This is a genomic window from Sphingomonas sp. Leaf22 (assembly GCF_001421715.1).
Classification (GTDB): domain Bacteria; phylum Pseudomonadota; class Alphaproteobacteria; order Sphingomonadales; family Sphingomonadaceae; genus Sphingomonas.
On sequence record NZ_LMKP01000021.1, the window covers coordinates 37143 to 55886 of the forward strand.

Sequence of the window (18744 nt, forward strand, 5' to 3'; positions counted from 1 at the left end):
AGATTTACCGCAGCCCGAAAATCGGCCTTTCGTTCATTTTTTTCTACCACTCCAACTAACCCCGGGCCGGGGAAGACCGGCAACCGAAAAGGTCGCGTACGCTTCAGCACTCGAACTTGCGCCGACGTAGAGATCGAACGTGCCGGGATCGATCACCCAGCCCTTCGCGGCACTGCTCCAGTATTGGAGGCTGCGTTCGTCGAGTTCGAAGCGCACCGTCCGCTGCTCGCCTGCGCGCAGCGATACGCGTTCGAACCCCTTCAACTCGCGGACCGGACGCGACGCTCGGCCCGATCGCTGATGAACATAGAGCTGCACCACTTCGTCCCCGGCGCGGGTGCCGCGATTGGCCACCGGCACCGACACGACGACGCGTCCGCCGGCACCCATGGTAGCAGTATCGAGCACCGGCGCACCGATCTCGAAGGTCGTGTAGCTGAGCCCGTAACCGAAGGGAAATTGCGGCGTGGAGGGAATATCCCAATAGCGCTTGCCCTGATCCTTGGGCGCATGGGTCGTGTTGTGCGCGTAATAGATCGGCACCTGCCCGACGCTGCGTGGCCATGTTACCGGCAGCTTGCCGCCGGGATTAACGTCGCCGAACAGCGTGCGCGCGATCGCGGTGCCGCCGCGCGTGCCACCATACCAGGCGTGAAGGATCGCCGGCGCGCGCTCGATCACCGCCCCCAGTTCGAGCGGACGGCCGCTCATCGTCACGACCCGCACCGGCTTGCCGGTCGCCAGCATCGCTTCGAACAGGCGCAACTGGTCGCCCGGCAGCTTCAGGTCGGAGCGTGAGGCCCCCTCGCCGCTCATATCCTCCGCCTCGCCGAGCGTCAGAATGATCAGATCGGAACGCCTGGCGAGCGCCACCGCGCGATCGAACTCGCTTGCCGCGCGGGCCGCGTCCCAACGCGGTTCGGGCTTCGCCGCGCCGGGGATGGTGATCGCTTCGAACATCGACGGCACGTCGCGCTTGAGTTGCACGCCTGGCGCAGTCTCGACGGTCGCGGCCGACCCTAGCCGATCGCGGACGCCCTCGAACACCGTCACTGTTTCGGGCAGGTCGTACTGGAACGCCCAAGGTCCGAGCATGTCACGCTTCGAATTGGCCATCGCCCCGATCACCGCGACCCGCTTGTGTGCGCCCGCCACCAGCGGCAGGGCACCGCCCTCGTTCTTCAGCAGCACGAACGAACGCTCGGCCGCGGCCTGCGCCTCGGCGCGATGGGCGGGATCGGCCAGAGTCGTTTTGGCTTGCGCTTCGTCGACATAAGGGTTTTCGAACAGTCCCATGCGGAACTTGCCGATCAGGATGCGACGCACCGCACGGTCGAGCACCGCCTCCTTCAGCTTGCCCGCTCGCACCGACGCCGCCAGCGTCTCGGCGGAAGCGGCGGGGCCGAACGACATTTCCATGTCGTTGCCGGCATCGATGCTGCGCACCGCCGCATCGGCTTCGTCGCGGGCGAAATGCTGGATCACCTGGTTCTTGGTGCCGTTGGCGTCGGACACGACCCAGCCGTCGAAGCCCATCTGATCGCGCAGCACATCGGTCAGCAGCCATTTGTTGCCGACCGCCGGCACGTCGTTGAGGTCCATGTAGGCGCTCATGACATTGCCTGCGCCGGCCTGCACCGCCGCGGCAAAGGGCGGCAGGATGACGTTGTAGAGCTGCGGTTCAGAGATATAGACGCTGTCGTAATCGCGTCCGCCTTCCGCCGCGGCATAGCCCGCGAAATGCTTGGGGCCAGAGACGATGTGACCGGGCGCACCGATCGCCGGACCCTGAAATCCCTTCACCTGCGCGCGTGCCATCGCCGAACCGAGGAACGGGTCCTCCCCCGCCCCCTCGACGATGCGGCCCCAACGGGGATCGCGGGCGATATCGACCATCGGCGCGAAAGCCCAGTGAATGCCGACCGCGCGCGCCTCGGCAGCGGCAACCGCCTGCGCCCGCTCGACGCCGGCCGGGTCCCATGATGCGGCATTGGCGATCGGTACCGGAAAGATCGTGCGGAACCCGTGGATGACGTCATACCCGAAGATCAACGGCACCTTCAGCCGCGTCTCCTCGACCGCCACGCGTTGCAGCCGGTTGATGACGGCGGGGTCGGTGACGAACAGCAGCGATCCGACCTTGCCCCCCTTAACGATCGGAGCGAACTGCTCGAACGCGCCGAACATGAATTGCTGCGATACCTGCCCCGCTTTTTCCTCCAGCGTCATCGCGCGCAGCAGCAGGTCGGCACGCTGTTCGGCGCTCATCCGGGTATTCATCCACGGTTGCGCCGCCGTCTTCGCCTGCCGCGCGGCAAGCGGGGCACCGACGACGACCGCCCCTGCCGCCAGCGCCAACGCACTGGCGGCAACCATCTTCTTTCGCATCGCGATCCTCCCCCTGTTCGCTATCTTACTTCTTGACCGGAATGGTAGCGAGGTCGCGATCGATCGTCGCCAGCAATGAATCGGTGAACTGGTCGGGCAGATAGGTCTGCAACCCGTACAGCGTCGTGCCGCGCGCCATGTCGAGCTGCGGGTTCTTGAGGAACGCCGGCACATGCCGTTCGAGCACCGTGCGCGTCGCCGGATTGTCGAGCAGTTCGCCGATCGGCGTCGTCAGCGTGGTGTAGCGCCCCGATGCCTTGGCCGCGGCCAATGCCCGCGACAACTTGTCGATCTCGGCACCCCATGGATCGCGCACGACCACGACCTTCCCGTTTGCGGCGAAGTCGGCGATCGTATCGTTGGCGCGGGTATAGCGCAGCCAGTTGGGCAGCGTGCCGCCGTTCGGATCGCCGCGCTTAACGAAATTGGCGAGATAGCTGCTCATCGCCTCGCCGACGCCCTCGTCCTTGGCGGTCGTCTGCGCGCCATATTTGATGCGGGTGTTGTCGAAGAAATAGGGGATGTCGGTCGCGTGCTGCGCCCCGCCCTGCCCGATCGAATCGGCGACATAGGAGAAGCGATAGCCCCAGACCGGCACGCCCTTGTCGGCGATCATCGCCGATGCCTCGCGCCCGCCAGCGATCATGAAGCCGCTCTTGCCACCGATATCGGCGCTGGTCGCTCCGATCATCATCGGCATGCGGGCGAAGCGATCCTGTTCATATGCCTTGCGCACGTCGACCACCACCTTGCCATCGACGAACGGCCCCGAATTGGTCGGCGGGGCACCGTTGCGGCCGGACATTTGCGCCATGTTCAGCCCGTCGAGCACGTCCTCCGCCGACAGCGCGCGCAAGCGTTGCAGCGCGTCGGGGGCAGCGGGGTCGATGCCCTTGGTCCGGGCGAAGTTGCCGCCGATCTTTTCCACGTCCGCCAGCGTGTTGCCGGTGAACGCCTTGGCATCGCCGCCCGACATCACGACCGCCTTGTTGAACAGCCCCTTCGCCTCCGGCGAGGTGACCAGCGCATGTACGGAGATGCCGCCGGCACTCTCGCCCGAAATGGTCACGTTCGCCGGATCGCCGCCGAACGCCGCGATGTTGCGCTTGACCCATTGCAGTGCTGCGACCTGATCCATGATCCCATAGTTGCCCAGTCGCCCGCCATCGGCATTCGCCGCGGTCAGTTGCGGCAACGCGAAAGTGCCGAAGCGGCCGACGCGGTAGTTGAAGCTGACGAAGACCACGCCCTTCTTCGCCATGTTCGCCCCGGCATAGGTCGGCGGCGAGGCGCCGCCGTTCACGAACCCGCCGCCATAGATCCAGACCAGCACCGGCAGCTTGCCCTTGGCGCCCGCCGGCCGCCAGACATTGGCATAGAGGCAGTCCTCGGCCGGGGTGGTGCCGAGCGGCGCCGCGTCGCTCGGGAACGGTTTCTGCATGCAGTCGGCGCTATATTGCGTGGCGTCGCGCACTCCGGTCCATTTCGTCGCCGGTTGCGGTGCGCGCCAGCGCAGCGGGCCGACCGGCGGGGCGGCAAAGGGGATACCCTTCCAGCTTTCGACGCCATCGGCCACCTTCCCACGCACCGAACCGGTGTCGGTGCGGATCGTCGGGCCCGCCGGCTGCGCGGCGGCGGGAATGGCGGTCAGTGCGGTGGCGACGACCAGTGCTTTGGTGATGCGGTTCATCGGTGTGTTTCCCTCAAGTTACGCGATGTCAGGAAGCGGGGCAGAGCCGTGCGCCCTTCAGCGCAGCGGCAGGAAGGTCCAGATTGGTCTGTACGGCGCGGTCGGCGGACGATCCGCCGAGGATGAAGCCGATGCGGCCGGTCGTCGGACGCCAGCAGCTTTGCGCAACGTCGTAATCGGACACCGATCGCGGATCGATGGCGATGCTGACCGTGCGACTCTGGCGGGGAGCCAGATCGACCTTGGCGAAGCCGGCGAGGCGGCGCGGTGCCTCCCAGCCCGAAGCGGCGGCATAGAGCTGTGCCACCGCCTTGCCGGCGACGCGGCCGGTGTTCGCGACCTTGAACTGCGCCTCGATCGCGCCGTTCTTTGCGGTCAGGGTCAGGTCGCTGTAGCGGAAGTCGGTGTAGGACAGACCGTGGCCAAAGGCGAAGGCCGGGGTCAGCCCCTTCGCATCGAACCATTTATAGCCGACCGTCGCCCCTTCGTTATAGCGGAACTCTCCCTTTGCTGGTGGCTGGGGATGGGGCAGTTGATCGAGGCTGGCGGGGAAGGTCATCGGCAGGTGGCCCGACGGATTGACCCGCCCGGTCAGCACGTCGGCGATCGCCTCCCCGCCCTCCGTCCCCGAATACCATGCGGTGAGGATGCCGGCGACACGCGGTGCCCAGGGGGTCAGCACCGGCCCGCCGTTTTCGAGCACGACTACGGTGCGCCGGTTGGCACCCGCCACCGCATCGATCAGCGCGTCCTGGTTATCGGCCAATGTCAGCGACACATCGAACGCTTCCCCCGCCCATTGCGTCGCGAAGACGATCGCGAGGTCGGCCTGTGCCGCAGCGGCCGCCGCCGCCGCTTGGTCGGTACCGTCGACGAAATCGATCGTCGCGCCGGGCAGACGGCGGCGCAGCGCCTCCAGCGGCGAGGACGGATAGTACATGATCGGCCCCGGCCAGAAGGTAGGTTGCAGCCCCGGAACGGCATTGCCGCCCTTTGGGTAGACCAGCGACGATCCGCCACCTGCCAGCACGCCCTTGTCCGCATGGCCACCGATGACGACGATCCGCTTCGCACTCGCCGCCAGCGGCAGGACGTTGCCGCTGTTCTTGAGCAGCACGATCGCCTCTGCCGCATCGGCGCGACTGATTGCACCATTGCGCGCCAGCATGTCGGCGGGCAGGTCGAACGGTGCGGCGGTCACCGGATGGTCGAACAGGCCGTGACGCAGCATTGCATAGAGGATGCGCCCGACCATCGCGTCGATCCGTGCGGGCGGCACCCGCCCGTCGGCGATGGCGTGGCGCATATCCTCGCCGAAGAACGGCTTCACGTCGAAGGGATAGCCGGATTGCTGGTCGAGCCCCGCCGCCGATGCCGCCTCAGTCGAATGGGTCGCGCCCCAGTCGGACATGACATAGCCCTTGAAGCCCCAATCATCGCGCAGCACCTTGGTCAACAGCCACGGATTCTCGCACGAGAAGGGGCCGTTGACGCGGTTATAGGCGCACATCACCGCGCCCGGATCGCCGCGCTCCATTGCGATTTCGAAGGCGAGGAGGTCGGACAAGTGTGCCGCCTTAGGATCGATCACGGCATTGCCGGCGTTGCGATCGGTCTCCTGATCGTTCAGCGCAAAATGCTTCATTGTCGAGATGACGTGCTGCGACTGGATGCCGGCGATCTGCGCTCCCGCCATCGTGCCCGCGAGCAGCGGGTCTTCGCCGGCATATTCGAAATTGCGGCCGTTGCGCGGTTCACGCGTCAGGTTGACGCTGCCGCCGAGCAGCACGTTAAAACCCGAGGCATAGGCTTCCGCGCCGATCATCGCCCCACCGCGTTTGGCGAGTTCGGGGTTCCAGGTGGCGGCGGTAGCGAGGCCGGAGGGGAGCGCGGTCCGTTCGCGCTTGCGCTTGGCCCCGCCCTGGCTAGCGACGCCGATCCCGGCATCGGCCTGCCACTGTGCCGGGATGCCGAGCCGGGGGATGCCGGGGACATAGCCCGCTGACCCTTCGCGCGCGCCGGCCGGGGCCGTGAACTGCTTCGGGGGAAAGTCGGTCGCGAACTGGCCGAAGATCAGCGTCAGCTTCTCCTCGGATGTCATCGCCGCCAGCAGCGCGGCGACGCGTGCCTCGGTCGGCCGGCGCACATCCATCCATGGGCCGGTCGCAACCGGAGCCGGCTGGGCGACGGCCGCCATCGGCACCGACGCGACGAGCGCGATACCCGCGACAAGGGGCAGCAGGGGTTTCAAGCGGTCTTCTCCCTTATTCTTTTGTTCTGGGTCGTGCCGGTCGTGCGGCGGCAGGCGAAGCTGTCGGCATGCTCCGGGTCGCCGCCGATATGGACGGCTCGCACCGGGTGGGGGCAGAGCGGGCGGGTGGCGTCCGCCGACGGATCGGTCGGGCGGGCGATCAGCCGATCGGGCGGGCGTCCCTGTTCGACCCACGCCTCGATCGCCTGCTGCGAATCGAAGCGCGTGAAGCCCGGACCACCGCCGCAATGGCCCATGCCCGGGGCAAGGAACAGGCGATACCAGTCGGTAGTCGGCATGCGGGCGGCGACGGCAGCATGATATTGCGAGGAATCAAGAGGCGACACCACCGGATCGGCCAGCCCGTGATAGTGGAGCAGCTTGCCTCCGGACGCGCGGAAGCGCGCAAGGTTCGGGTCGACCGCATCGATCACCGACGACAGTGTGTGAAGAACGTGATCGAGGTCGCGGCCGAAATCGAACCGCCACCACGACCATGCCGGATTGGCGAAGGCCCAGACTCGCCAGAAGCTGGTCCGCGCCGGCTGCGGTCGCCCGCCATCGGACAGATAGGCGGCCCAGCCCGCTTCGCTGCCCGGCAGCCACGGATTGGTGACCCGCGCGCCGCTGCGCGGGTCGACTGCGCCGCGATACATCCGGCGAGCGGCGGCGACCTGTTCGGCAGACAGGCACGGTTCGACCCGGCCGGGTTCGCACGCCAGGACACCGGGATCGAACCGGCAGGCGGCGGGATCGTTCAGCCATGCATCGCCGGCAAGGCCGCCCGCGGCAGAACCGTTGTTGGTGCGACAGGCCGCCAGCGCCCCCTGTTGCAGCAACGCCAGTTCGCGCTGGCCGAGGATCGCGCGGGCGTCGTCGCCCGCTGCATGGTTGGCGCGATATTGCCACAGGAACGCGGCATTCAACCGGACCCGCGCCGCGCCCGGCGCGCCCGCAACGATCCCATCGAAATCACTTGGAAAGCGCTGCGCCTCCATCAGCGCCTGATGCCCGCCGGTCGAACAGCCGTTGAAATAACGGTAGCGCGGCGCGCGGCCATAATAGCGCGTGGTGACGCGACGGGCGGCAACCGCGCTCACATGCACCGCGCGCCAGCCCCAGTCGACGATCGCTTGCGGTCGCCCCAGCGCAAAATTAGGATCGTCGCCGTCATGACCGGTATCGGTCGCGACTACCGCCGCACCCCGCGCCAGTTGCTCGGTCATTGCCGTCAGCGGCAGCCGCGACGAATAGCCGCCGTTGCCGAGCATCACCATGCGCCCGCTCCACGTGGTATGCGGCGGCAACCACAGCTGATACCCGATCCGAGACCCGGCGACCGGCCGCAGCACGCCACTTACCCGGCAGATACCGTCGGCCTCGGTAACCGTCGTTCCCCGTCCCACCAGCGCGGCACAGGATCGGGCGGTCGCATCGACCGATCCGACCAGCAGTGCCGCGATCGCCGTGGCGATACCGGCAAGGCGGAAAGGGTCAGCGCAGGACATCGCTGGCCTCCGCCTCGGCGATGGTGCGGGCGGCATCCTCGGGCAGCAGCCAGCCATCGCGTACCTGCCGCCACGCAACGGCGCGGACCTGTGCGACGAAGCCTGCATGGTCGCGATATCGTGCCGTCAGCGACGGACGCGGATCGCCGCGCTGCCGCCGCTCCGCCTCGGTTCGGGCGAAGGGCACGAAGCCGCCGATAAAGCCGCACGACCCGCCACGACCATAGCCGGCGGTGCGGACGTTCCACCCGGTATAGGTACCGATCGGCACCGCCAGCGCAACCAGCGGGACACCCCCGACCTCGTTCCCGTCGCTGTCGACGCGCGGCACGCGGGCCGGCAGGATTTGGCGGACGCGTGGTGGCTGGCGCGACGCCACGCCGCTTTCATCGACATAGCGGAACTGCGGCCCGACGTCGTAATCGGGCATGCGGTTCAGCGCGGTCTGCGGCAACGGCACGCCCGGTATCGCCGGCCACCCCATCGCCGCAGCATCGGGCGGCACGAGCGTGCCGGCGGCGATCGTCGGATAGCGACTGTCGGGTGGCGCACGATCGTTGCGGACCCATTCGACCAGCCGGGCGAGCAAGGCCCGGCGTATATCGGCGGTCCGAACCGGGTTTAGCGGCAGCGCGCAAGGCGGATAGCCCGGCGGGATCACTTCACCGGTCAACGGAAAGCCGCCGTGCTGCGACCCGCCATGGGTGACCGATCCGAAGTAATAGCGCCGGACATCGGCCGGCAGCGGCAGGTCGCGGCGGGCATCGGTGCCGACCAGTCCCGGCGACAGGCGCAAGCCCCAGATTTCAGCCGACCCGATCGTCTCGACGATCTTTGGACAGGTGTTGCTCGCGCGGCACCGGTCGAGCAGGCTGGAGGTACCGCGCCCGCGCGTGCGATCACGGTAGCGGCTCCACCACAGCGCACCTTCGCTGCCCAGTTCGAACAGGTCGGCGGCACCGCCTGGCACGGCGAAGCGGATGTTGAGCGGCACCTGCCGTGCGGCGATATCTGGGTTGGCGCCGTCAAATACCCGGCGCCGGGATTCATCGGCATTGAAGCCCAGATGCAGGAAGCTTTTGACGAAATTGCCCGATTGCGACGTGCCGGTAACGATCGGCCAGCGGACGAGACCGGCGACCGGATTGGCGGTACCATGATCGTCGCGCGATCCGTGCCGCAGGAACGCGACCAGATCGCGTACCGCCGCAAAACCGATACCCAGCACCTGCGGATCGCGTCCCGTATACAGCAGCGTATAGGCCCGGTCCGCGACGAAACCGCCCCGCACGCAGAGCTGCCGAGGGTCCGGCGTCCCCGGAAAAGGGCGGGTACGACAGTCTGCGAATGCCCAGTCACCCGCTGCGACCGGGACCAGCGGGGCGCTGTCGGCTGTCTGCGTCCACAACCGCGCCGCGCGGGTGTCGAGTGACACCGGCAGCGGGCGCGCGACCGGGCGGACGATGCCACCGACGATCGGCACGCTCGCGCTGCCTGCCGCGACGCCGACGAAGCGTTGCAGGACCGGCCCGGTTAGTCCGGCGGCGATCGGCACCGTCGCGGTCTGTACCCCCGGCTGCGGCGCGATATCGCCCTGCCAGCCGCTGACGACCCGGATATGACCGGCGGGGTCCGGTTCGATCCGGGCGTTGCCACGATTGGGCACGTCGTAGAACAGCACGCCGCTGGCCCGCGCCGGATCGTTCGGCCGGACGATCGCGAAGGTCGCGCTATAGGCCACCGTCCCGCGTGCGGTGCGCGGCGCCGCCGACAGGTCGGTGATGATGCGGTTGTGCGGATCGCGGGGGTCGAGTTCGCCCTCATAGCGGCCACGCAGCATAGTGAAGCCGTTGCCCGCCGCTTCGCTGCGCTCGACCACGATCCGCGTCACCCGCGCCTCGGCGATGGTCGGCAAGACGATCAGCGTCAGCGCCAGCCAGCCCGCGCCCCTCATGCGTCATCCCCGATCTCTAAGGCGAGGAGATGCGCGCCCAGCGTCTTGCCATGGGCGTCGAGCGCCAGCGAACGGGTGACGCCGCCGCTCAATGCCCCCTCCAGCACGAAATTCAGCGCGCCTAGCTGCGGCAAATCGTAGCGGCGGACCGATCCGGCGGCCACGCTCAGCGCTGCACCGACCCGTGCCGCATCCAGCGCCCGCGCGATCCGTGGATAGTCGGCCGCGCGATAGGCGATGACCGAGATCTGCGAGATATCGCCTTTGTCGCCGGTGCGGACATGGGCCAGATCACGCAGCCGCATCGCCGGCCTCCACGATATGCACCTTGGCCGCGGTCGCGTCGCGGGGGATCAGACAGGACGCGATGGCGACCACCCGGCGGATGCCGCGGCTGACCCCGCCGCCGCCGAACGGCCCGTTGGTATAGAGCGCCTCGACCTCCGCGCCGATCGCCCGGGCGCCGGCCGCACTCGGGCTGCGTCCGACGATCCGCGCGCGAACCTCGCCGCCGCCGTCAGCATGGTCGTCCGCCGTCCGTGTCACAGCGTCGAGCCCTATGACGTCGCAGCGGATCTCGCGGATGTCCGCGCCGGTCAGCGCCAGTCGTTCGCGTACGATGTCGAGCGCCAGCCTCGCGCGCGCAACCGCGCCGGGGCCCGCATAGGAAATCTGCCCCTCGCCGATGAAGCCGTCGTCGTATCCGATCGATACCTTCAGCGACGCCGGCCGTGTCCGCCCGGCGCCGCCCGATACCGCGACCTGGTCGGTCGCGACCTGTTCGAAGCGCACCCGGCGGAAATCGGCGGTAACGTCGGCCTGGAGATAGGCGGCGGGGTCGAGAATCTCGTAGAGCAGTTGTTCGGTGCAGGTGGCGACCGACAACAGCCCGCCTGACCCCGCGACCTTGCCGAGCAGCGCATCGCCATTCGCATCGACATCGGCGAAGGGGAAACCGAGCCGGGCGAGGCCCGCCACGTCCTTGCGCCCCGGATCGGCGAAGTAGCCGCCGGTCAACTGCCCGGCGCATTCGAGCAGGTGCCCGACCAGCGTGCCGCGCCCGATCCGGTCCCAGTCGTCGGGCGACCAGCCGAAGCGGTGGATCATGGGTGCAAGGAACAGCGACGGATCGCCGACCCGCCCGGTGATGACGATGTCGGCCCCGGTATCGAGCGCGGCGACGATGCCGTCCGCCCCCAGATAGGCGTTGGCCGACACCATCCGGTCGCGCAGCGTGGCGACCGTCCCCGCCCCGTCGATCAGCGGCGGGTCGCTATCCGCCAGCACCGCCAGCACATCGTCGCCGGTAACTGCGCCGATCCGCAGGTCGGGGAGGCCTAGTTCGCGGGCGACGCGGGCGACGGCATGGGCGGCGGCGATCGGGTTCGCCGCGCCGGCGTTGGTGATAATCCTGACGCCCTGCGCGGCGGCGGCGGGCAGGACGCGCCGCATCCGTTCGATCAGCATCGGGTCGAACCCGTCCGCCGGATCGGCCTGTAACCGTTCCTGCGCAAGCGCGATGGTGCGTTCGGCAAGGCATTCGAAGACGAGGAAGTCGAGCTCGCCCCGTTCGACCAGTTCGATGGCGGGTTCGATCCGGTCGCCGGCAAAGCCAGACCCCGCCCCGATCCGCACGAAATGCCGTTGCGGTCGCTCGCTCATCATAGCGGGATCACCCCGATCAGCAGCGCGGCGACGGTCATCACCAGACTGGCGGCGAACAGCCATGGGATCGCGAACCTTTGGTGTGCGCCCAGTTCGATCCCGCTCAACCCCGCGACGAGGAAGGTGGCGGGCGTCAGCGGGCTAATAGGAAAGCCTGTCGTCATCTGCCCTAACAGCGCGGCGCGGCCGATCTCTTCGGGGCGGATGCCGAAGCCGGCACCCATTTCCGAGATCACTGGCAGCACCCCAAAATAGAAGGAATCGGGATCGAAGACGAGGCTGAGCGGCATCGCCACCACGGCGAGGATAGCGGCGAGATGCCCGCCGACGGCCGCCGGCAAATGGCCCGCGCCCGCTGCCGCCATCGCGCCGATCATGCCCGAACCGGTCATCACGCCGGTGAACACGCCCGCCGCCAGCAGGATGCTCGCCATCAGCAGTGCAGCATGGGCGTGCGCGTCGATCCGCTCGCGCTGTGCCTTGGCACCGGGATAATTGACCAGCAGTGCCAGCGCGGTACCGATCATGAAGACGACGACCGGTTCGACCAGCCCCGATATCATCGTGCCGACGACCGCGAGGGTCAGGACGACATTCACCATGAAGCGCCAGCCATGGACCGGCGCGGCCGCCGGCGGGGCGGGCGCATGTACGGCATCGCCGGCATCGAATGCCGGTGATCCGGTCAGCCGCACCCGCTCGCGCCGCCCCAGCCACCACGATGCTGCTCCGACGAACACCAGCCCGACCAGCTGCACCCCGATCATCGGCGTGAACAGCGTCGATGTCGGTACGCCGAGCGACGCGGAAGCGCGCAGGGTCGGCCCGGTCCACGGCAGGAAATTGACGCCCGCCGCCATCGATGCGGTGCAGGCCAGCACCCGGCGGTCCATTCCGATCCGGTCATAGACCGGGCGGAGCGCCGGGATGGTGACGAGGAAGCACACGGCGCCCGACCCGTCGAGATGGATGAGCAGCGCCAGCATCGCGGTACCGAGGGCGATCCGTTCCGGGCTTTCCCCGACCAGCCGCACAACGAACCCGACCAGTGGTGCCAGCAGTCCGGCATCGGTCATCACTCCGAAGAACAGGATGGCGAAGATGAACATCCCCGCCACCGGTGCGATCTTGCCCAGCCCTGTCAGGATGAACGCCGGCACCTGATCGCCCATGCCGACCAGCAGCGCCGCCCCGACCGGGATCAGGATCAGCGCGACCAGCGGCGATAGGCGATTGGACAGGATCGCCGCGAGCAACGCCGCGATCGCCGCCAGTCCGGTTAGTGCCAACATCCCCCCGACCCCGTTTCTGGTTTGAACTGGTCGCCTGCATCGTGGAGGCGATCGCGGTGCAACGACAAGTATCTAAAAATTGAACGTGACCTGCATCGTCGCCGTCCGTCCGAACGGGTTCGAATAGGCGCCGTTGAACGCGCCGTTTGACGTGATCGCGATCGGTGGGTCGCGGTCGAATAGATTGAGGATGGTGAGCGACGTGCGAAACCCGCTGAACGGGGTACCGGCATCCTTCAGATCGGCGGCATAGCCGAGCGTCAGGTCGACCGTCGTCCATGCATCGACCTTTTGCGGCGGGATCGACTGGCCGATCGGGCCCAGCGCCAAATCGTTCAAATAGGAACCGATATAGTTGACGAACGCATTGGCGCTGACCCCGCGATAGAGCAGCCCGAGCGAGCCGCGTCCGCGCCATTCGGTCGGCGAGTTGTAGAAGCCGAGCCGGTCGACGAACGGCGCGCCGGCAACGACCTGTTCCTCGTTGCTGATCGTCCAGCTGACCGCCGCCGACGCGTTCACGGTCAACGCGTCGAACTTGTGCAGGTAGTTTATCGACGCATCCAGGCCGTCCTGCCGGGTCGCGGCCAGATTGGCATTGCGCCCGTCGATCAGCACGTTGACCGCACACGGATTGGGCAGCGTACCATAGAGCAGCGTGCGGCTAAGATAGGTGCGCAGCACCGGATCGAAGGTTGCCGGATCAGTGTTCACGCAACCGCTCGGGTTGGCGATCGGCAGAATGAACTGGCTGTATCCGTTATAGCCGGGATAGGCGCCCGCCTGGAACGCTGCGATCGAATTGGGTTGCTGTATGCGGCCGGTATAGCGGATATTGTAATAGGTCGCCTCTGCGGTGAAGTCGCCGAGCTTCAGGTTGCCGCCGACCGACCAGTTGGTCGCCTTCTCCGGCTGCAATTCGGGGTTTGATCCGACAACCACGCCGATATTGGTGAAGCCGGGCCCTGCCCCGTTCACGACCCGCGGATCGTTGTTCGAGAAGGCGAAACCGCCCACCGCCGAATAGGAGAACAAGTTCACGTCGGGCAGCGACGGGGCCCGGAACGACGTGCCCCATGACCCTCGCAGGCTGAGGATGTCGCTCACCACCCACGTCCCGCCGATCTTGGGGTTGGAGGTCGAACCGACGTCCGAATAATCGTCGTACCGGATGGCGGCGTCGATAGTCAGGCTCTTGATAAGCGGGATGCCCATCTCCTCGCCGATCAGCGGGACATAGAGTTCTCCGAATGCCGACCAGATCGTTCGCGACAGGCGGCTGTTGTCGGCGGTGGTGTCGAGCAGAAACTGGTTGGTGGCGCTGCGGTTCGCGCCGTTGATGTTGAAGTTGTACTGCTTGTTGCGCTCACCACCGAACGCAGCGCGCACGCTGCCCGCCGGGACCGCGAACAGCGGGCCGTCGAACTTGACCAGCGCATTGTCCAAGCCGTTGCCGCTACGCTGGACATTGTCGCCGGCGATGGTGGCCAACTGCGCGGGCGTCAGCGCCAGCGCGCTTAGCGGATTGATCGCGCCCAGATTGATCTGATATTGCAGGGCATTGGGATTGATGTTGGTCCCGCTCTGGCAATAATTGCACGCCTCGTCGCGACCATAGGTGTAATAACCCTCCGCGCGCCAACTCCATGGCAGCTTCACCCGCGCTCCGGCGGTGATCGAATAGGTTTCGGACCGGTTGTCGAAGTTGCTCGAACCGATATCCTTTAGCGCGCTATACTGCACGTTCAGCGGCGCGTTCGCCGCGACGCCCGGGATGCCTGCGATATAATAGGGATTGCGCGTCGCCGTCACCGCGCCGCCTGCGTCGAACAGGAACGGCGACAACGTCACATTCTGCACCGCCGATGCCGGCGAGCGCGAGAAGGTGTGCCGGTTGGAATAGGTCCCCTGTACGAACGCCTCGATCGAGGGTCCGAATTCCTGGTTGGCGAACAGCGACACCTGATGCCGGTCCAGCCGCCCGGTATAGTCGTTATAATAGGCATTGTCGGTCAGGTTCGGCTGATTGACCAGTAGGTCGCCCGGCGTCAGGGCGACATTCGCCCCCTGCGGCAGCCCGTAGTAGGTATAAAAGCCGGCTCGCGGCAGCACCGGATTCTGCGATCCGTCGGCATTCTGGACATAGATATTGGCGGGGCCCGCCAGCGTGGCAGTCGTGCCGTTCAGCCGGTTGTCGGGTCCGCCGAACGGCCGCAGGTCGCTGAACAGGAAGCGGTTCTTCGCGCGCAGGAACGGGTCGCGATGGGTATATTCGTAACTGACCAGCACGTTGCCCGCGCCGAGGCCGCCTAGACCACTCCACGTCGTGCCGGCGGTGATCGACGGCTGAATCTGGAACCCGCCCGACTGGTTCGTCACGCGGTTCGATGCTTCGATCCCGTCGAAATCCTTGCGCAGCACGAAATTGACCACGCCTGCCACCGCGTCCGAGCCATAGATGGCCGATGCGCCATCGGCGATCACCTCAATCCGAGCGACGGCGGCGATGGGCACCTGATTGGCCTCGGTAAAGTTCGAGGCAGCGCCGGTACCGACCACCCGGTGGCCATCAACCAACGTCAGCGTCGCCTGTGCACCCAATCCGCGCAGGTTGATTGCCGATCCCTGTTGCGAATTATACGACCCCTGCGTTCCGCCTTCGCGGAAATCGCCGAGATTGCGAACCTGCGGCAGGGTGTTGACCGCGTCGGCGACCGACGCGACACCGCTGGCGATGATCGTCTCGCGCGTCAGCGTTACCGCCTCGCTACCAACCGCCTTCACGCCCGAGATATTCGTACCGGTTACGACGATATCGGCGCCTTCGCCGGTCCGGGCATCGTTCGACAGCGCGCCCTGCTGATCGACATCGTCGCCAGCGTCTCCCGCAACCCCGGTCGGGGCGTTAAGCGATCCCGTGCTGCTCGCACCGGCTGCCGGGTCCTGCGCGCTGCTCGTCTGCGCGGGATCGATCGTAGGCGCCTGCTGGCCGGCGGAGCCATCCTGCCCGCCGATGACCGATGTGCCGGCGATGGCCGGCGATGTGAGCCCGAGCGCCAAGGCGGTCAGGCTGATGCGCGTGAAACGAGTCTTGCGACCTTGCATGGAAACCTCCCCTGTGAGGACGGCCGACTGGACATCGGCTCTTGTCGGATGGTCCGGCTCTTGGCGCCGGCTTCGTCCGCTCGACGGTTTATCAATCGTTCGATATGATTATAAAAATAGAATGTTGGCATCGATTGATACGTAAAGCTGATGGATGAATGGAGAGGACCGGATGAACCGTACCCCCAGCCTGACGACGCTGCGACTGTTCATGGCGGTCGCCCGCACGCGCAGCTTCAGCGAAGCCGCCCGGTCAGCGAACCTTTCGCAACCGGCACTCAGCCGGACGATCCGGTTGATGGAAGAGGATCTGGGCGTCCGTCTGTTCGATCGCAGTTCACGCCGGGTCGAACTGACGAGCGCGGGTACGATACTGGTGCCAACGGTCGAGCGGCTGATCGCGGACTTCGATCATGCATTCGCCACGCTATCGAAGGATCTGACCGGCATGCGCGGGCGGATCGTGATCGGCGCGCTGCCGTCCTTCGCCGCCGCTTCCTTGCCGCGCGCCATCCGGGACTACATCGCGCGCAGCCCGTCGGTCGACATCGTGATCCGCGACGACATCGCCGGCAAGCTATACCGCCAGCTTCGAGACGGCCAGATCGATCTGGCCTTCGTTACTGAGACGGACGAACCCGATTACCGGTTCGAGCCGCTATTGTCCGATCGCTGCGTCCTTGCATTCCAGTCGGGATCGCGATTCGACGTTCCGGGTGAAGCGCCGTGGTCGACGCTTGCGGACGCACCCTTTCTGGCAATGGCGACCAGCAGCAGCGTACGGGTCATGTCCGACGCCGCGCTGCTGCGCGCCGGGATCTCGGTCCGCCCCTTGTACGAAGTTTCGCAATTGGTGACGATGGGCGGCCTGCTTGCCGCCGGGTTAGGCGTGACCGTGTTGCCTCACTCTACGATCACTATGCTTGCGAACCCTGCGGTTGCCTGGCGCCCGCTGGAGGGGCCGATAGTCGAGCGCAAGATCGGTATCGCATATTTGCGCCACCGTTCGCTATCGCCGGCCGCCGCCGCCTTCCTGTCGCATTGCAGGTCGCTTCATCGCGACGGGCAACTCGTTCCAAGGGAACGCTAAAATCTCCATTCTACACCCATTTGACCGATACGCCGACGCTTACGGATATAAAGGTCGCTCGTGACGGCGCTGCCCACAGCCAGATCCCTATGCGGGATAATTACATCGTGATGGTTGAGCTAACAGCATCCTGACGTGGGACGACCCTGCCCCTTTAAATGAACGAATGGGGTGGATGGCTCCCGCTCACGGCATCGAGGTGCCATGGTGTGAAGGCTATCAGGCATTCACGAGCATATGGGAGCCACCCGTCATGGAGATTAGCACGATCGGCCTTGATCTGGCCAAGAACGTTTTCCAAGTTCACGGTATCGATGCGGACGGCAACGTGGTTGTCAGAAGGACGCTGCGTCGCGCGCAGCTTCTACCCTTCTTTGCAAGTTTGCCACCTTGTCTTGTCGGCATGGAGGCGTGCGGCACGGNTATGCCGTTCGCCGCGGCCGTCGGTGATGATCCAGTGGCGGAGGGTCGATCGCCTTAGCAATCTGAACGAATGGGGTGGATGGCTCCCGCTCACGGCATCGAGGTGCCATGGTGTGAAGGCTATCAGGCATTCACGAGCATATGGGAGCCACCCGTCATGGAGATTAGCACGATCGGCCTTGATCTGGCCAAGAACGTTTTCCAAGTTCACGGTATCGATGCGGACGACAACGTGGTTGTCAGAAGGACGCTGCGTCGCGCGCAGCTTCTACCCTTCTTTGCAAGTTTGCCACCTTGTCTTGTCGGCATGGAGGCGTGCGGCACGGCGCATCATTGGGCTCGCGAGCTGATCAAGCTTGGCCACGATATCCGACAGATGCCGGCAGCGTATGTCAAACCCTATGTGAAGCGCGGCAAGACCGACGCAGCTGATGCGGAAGCGATCTGCGAGGCAGTGACGCGTCCGACGATGCGGTTTGTGCCGGTGAAGTCGCCGGAGCAGCAAGCAGCCTTGTCAATGCATCGGGCGCGCGACCTGCTGGTCAAGCAACGGACGCAGCTCGTCAACATGGTGCGGGCACTGCTTGCCGAGTTCGGCATCAACATTCCTCAAGGCATTCGTCTGGCGTTGGAGATGCCCGTGCCGAGGGAAGCGGCAAAGATCGCTGGAAGATTGTCGCAACAGGCGCTCGATACCCATGCGCAGCTTCGGGAGATCGATCTGGATCTCCTCGCCTGGCAGCGGACAAACGACACAGCCCGTCGCCTCATGTCGATCCCTGGCATCGGTCCGATCGGGGCAACAGCGTTAGCCGCGTCGGTCACCGACGCGAGCCAGTTCCGCTCAGGGCGGGAGTTCGCCGCCTGGTTAGGCCTGACGCCGCGGCAGCATTCGAGTGGCGGCAAAGAGAGGCTTGGGCGGATCTCCAAGATGGGCGACAAGTATCTGCGTACGCTACTCGTCGTCGGAATGACGTCGCTGATCAAAGGCGTGAAGCGAAAGCCGGAGACCGCCGATCCGCGGCTCGTGGCTTTGCTCGCGCGCAAGCCTGTACGGGTGGCCACTGTCGCGATGGCGAACCACACCGCTCGGGTGGCCTGGGCCATCATGGCGCGAGGCGAAACATACCGGGCCGGGCACCAGCCCAGGCTGGCGGCTTGATGATTTAGCTGGCTCAAACAAAGGAGATCAGCTTCACGAGGTTGCGAGAGCGATGCGATGGGTGCTGTCAGTCTAACGCGAACCGCTCTCCACACGATGCATGTCGGTCTTTGAGGATGTGAGCTGCTGCCGGTTTCGTGGACACCGAGATAAGGTGTTTTTCGGAACCGGAGGATGGAGATGCAACGACGGAAGTTCAGCCGCGAGTTCAAGCTC

Annotated in this window: 11 protein-coding genes and 1 pseudogene; 3 read left to right on the plus strand and 9 right to left on the minus strand. The window is 66.1% G+C overall.

What is annotated here, in order from left to right; genetic code table 11:
* Positions 1-33 precede the first annotated feature (33 nt).
* From bglX to ASE70_RS10645, 9 genes are all read right to left on the minus strand, one after another.
* Positions 34-2388 carry a beta-glucosidase BglX gene (gene bglX / locus ASE70_RS20695; protein ID WP_235519804.1) on the minus strand — a complete coding sequence of 785 codons (2355 nt, stop codon included), beginning with the start codon at positions 2386-2388 and terminating at the stop codon, positions 34-36.
* A 25-nt stretch (positions 2389-2413) separates the two neighbouring features.
* The gene (locus ASE70_RS10610) at positions 2414-4078 is read right to left on the minus strand and encodes a carboxylesterase/lipase family protein (RefSeq protein ID WP_056504534.1); all 1665 of its coding nucleotides are present in this window, start codon (positions 4076-4078) and stop codon (positions 2414-2416) included.
* Between the two features lie 28 nt (positions 4079-4106).
* Positions 4107-6329: a glycoside hydrolase family 3 C-terminal domain-containing protein gene (locus ASE70_RS10615; RefSeq protein WP_235519807.1), complete on the minus strand. Its 2223-nt coding sequence runs from the start codon at positions 6327-6329 to the stop codon at positions 4107-4109.
* A complete protein-coding gene (locus ASE70_RS10620; protein ID WP_056504538.1) occupies positions 6326-7837 on the minus strand; it encodes a tannase/feruloyl esterase family alpha/beta hydrolase in 1512 nt (503 codons plus the stop codon). Before ASE70_RS10620 ends, ASE70_RS10615 begins: the two co-directional genes overlap by 4 nt.
* Positions 7824-9791, minus strand: a complete 1968-nt coding sequence (locus ASE70_RS20195; protein ID WP_056504540.1) for an alpha/beta hydrolase domain-containing protein — start codon at positions 9789-9791, stop codon at positions 7824-7826. Before ASE70_RS20195 ends, ASE70_RS10620 begins: the two co-directional genes overlap by 14 nt.
* A complete protein-coding gene (locus ASE70_RS10630) occupies positions 9788-10096 on the minus strand; it encodes an AtuA-related protein (RefSeq protein ID WP_055998393.1) in 309 nt (102 codons plus the stop codon). The genes ASE70_RS20195 and ASE70_RS10630 overlap by 4 nt, the downstream gene beginning before the upstream one ends.
* The gene (locus ASE70_RS10635) at positions 10083-11453 is read right to left on the minus strand and encodes an acyclic terpene utilization AtuA family protein (protein WP_056504543.1); all 1371 of its coding nucleotides are present in this window, start codon (positions 11451-11453) and stop codon (positions 10083-10085) included. Before ASE70_RS10635 ends, ASE70_RS10630 begins: the two co-directional genes overlap by 14 nt.
* Positions 11453-12748 carry a CitMHS family transporter gene (locus tag ASE70_RS10640; RefSeq protein ID WP_056504546.1) on the minus strand — a complete coding sequence of 432 codons (1296 nt, stop codon included), beginning with the start codon at positions 12746-12748 and terminating at the stop codon, positions 11453-11455. The genes ASE70_RS10635 and ASE70_RS10640 overlap by 1 nt, the downstream gene beginning before the upstream one ends.
* Positions 12749-12820: 72 nt before the next feature.
* On the minus strand, positions 12821-15853 hold the full coding sequence (locus ASE70_RS10645) for a TonB-dependent receptor plug domain-containing protein (protein ID WP_055998402.1): 3033 nt from the start codon (positions 15851-15853) through the stop codon (positions 12821-12823).
* A 172-nt stretch (positions 15854-16025) separates the two neighbouring features.
* Here ASE70_RS10645 and ASE70_RS10650 point away from each other — a divergent pair, with 172 nt between their 5' ends.
* The 3 genes and pseudogenes from ASE70_RS10650 to ASE70_RS10660 all read left to right on the plus strand — a co-directional run bounded on the left by ASE70_RS10650 (position 16026) and on the right by ASE70_RS10660 (position 18528).
* Positions 16026-16943: a LysR family transcriptional regulator gene (locus ASE70_RS10650; RefSeq protein ID WP_056625297.1), complete on the plus strand. Its 918-nt coding sequence runs from the start codon at positions 16026-16028 to the stop codon at positions 16941-16943.
* A gap of 253 nt (positions 16944-17196) precedes the next feature.
* Positions 17197-17365, plus strand: a pseudogene (locus tag ASE70_RS19870) (IS110 family transposase); the annotation flags it as partial.
* A 158-nt stretch (positions 17366-17523) separates the two neighbouring features.
* Positions 17524-18528, plus strand: coding sequence for an IS110 family transposase (locus ASE70_RS10660; RefSeq protein ID WP_056504563.1), 1005 nt, complete (start codon positions 17524-17526; stop codon positions 18526-18528).
* Positions 18529-18744 lie beyond the last annotated feature (216 nt).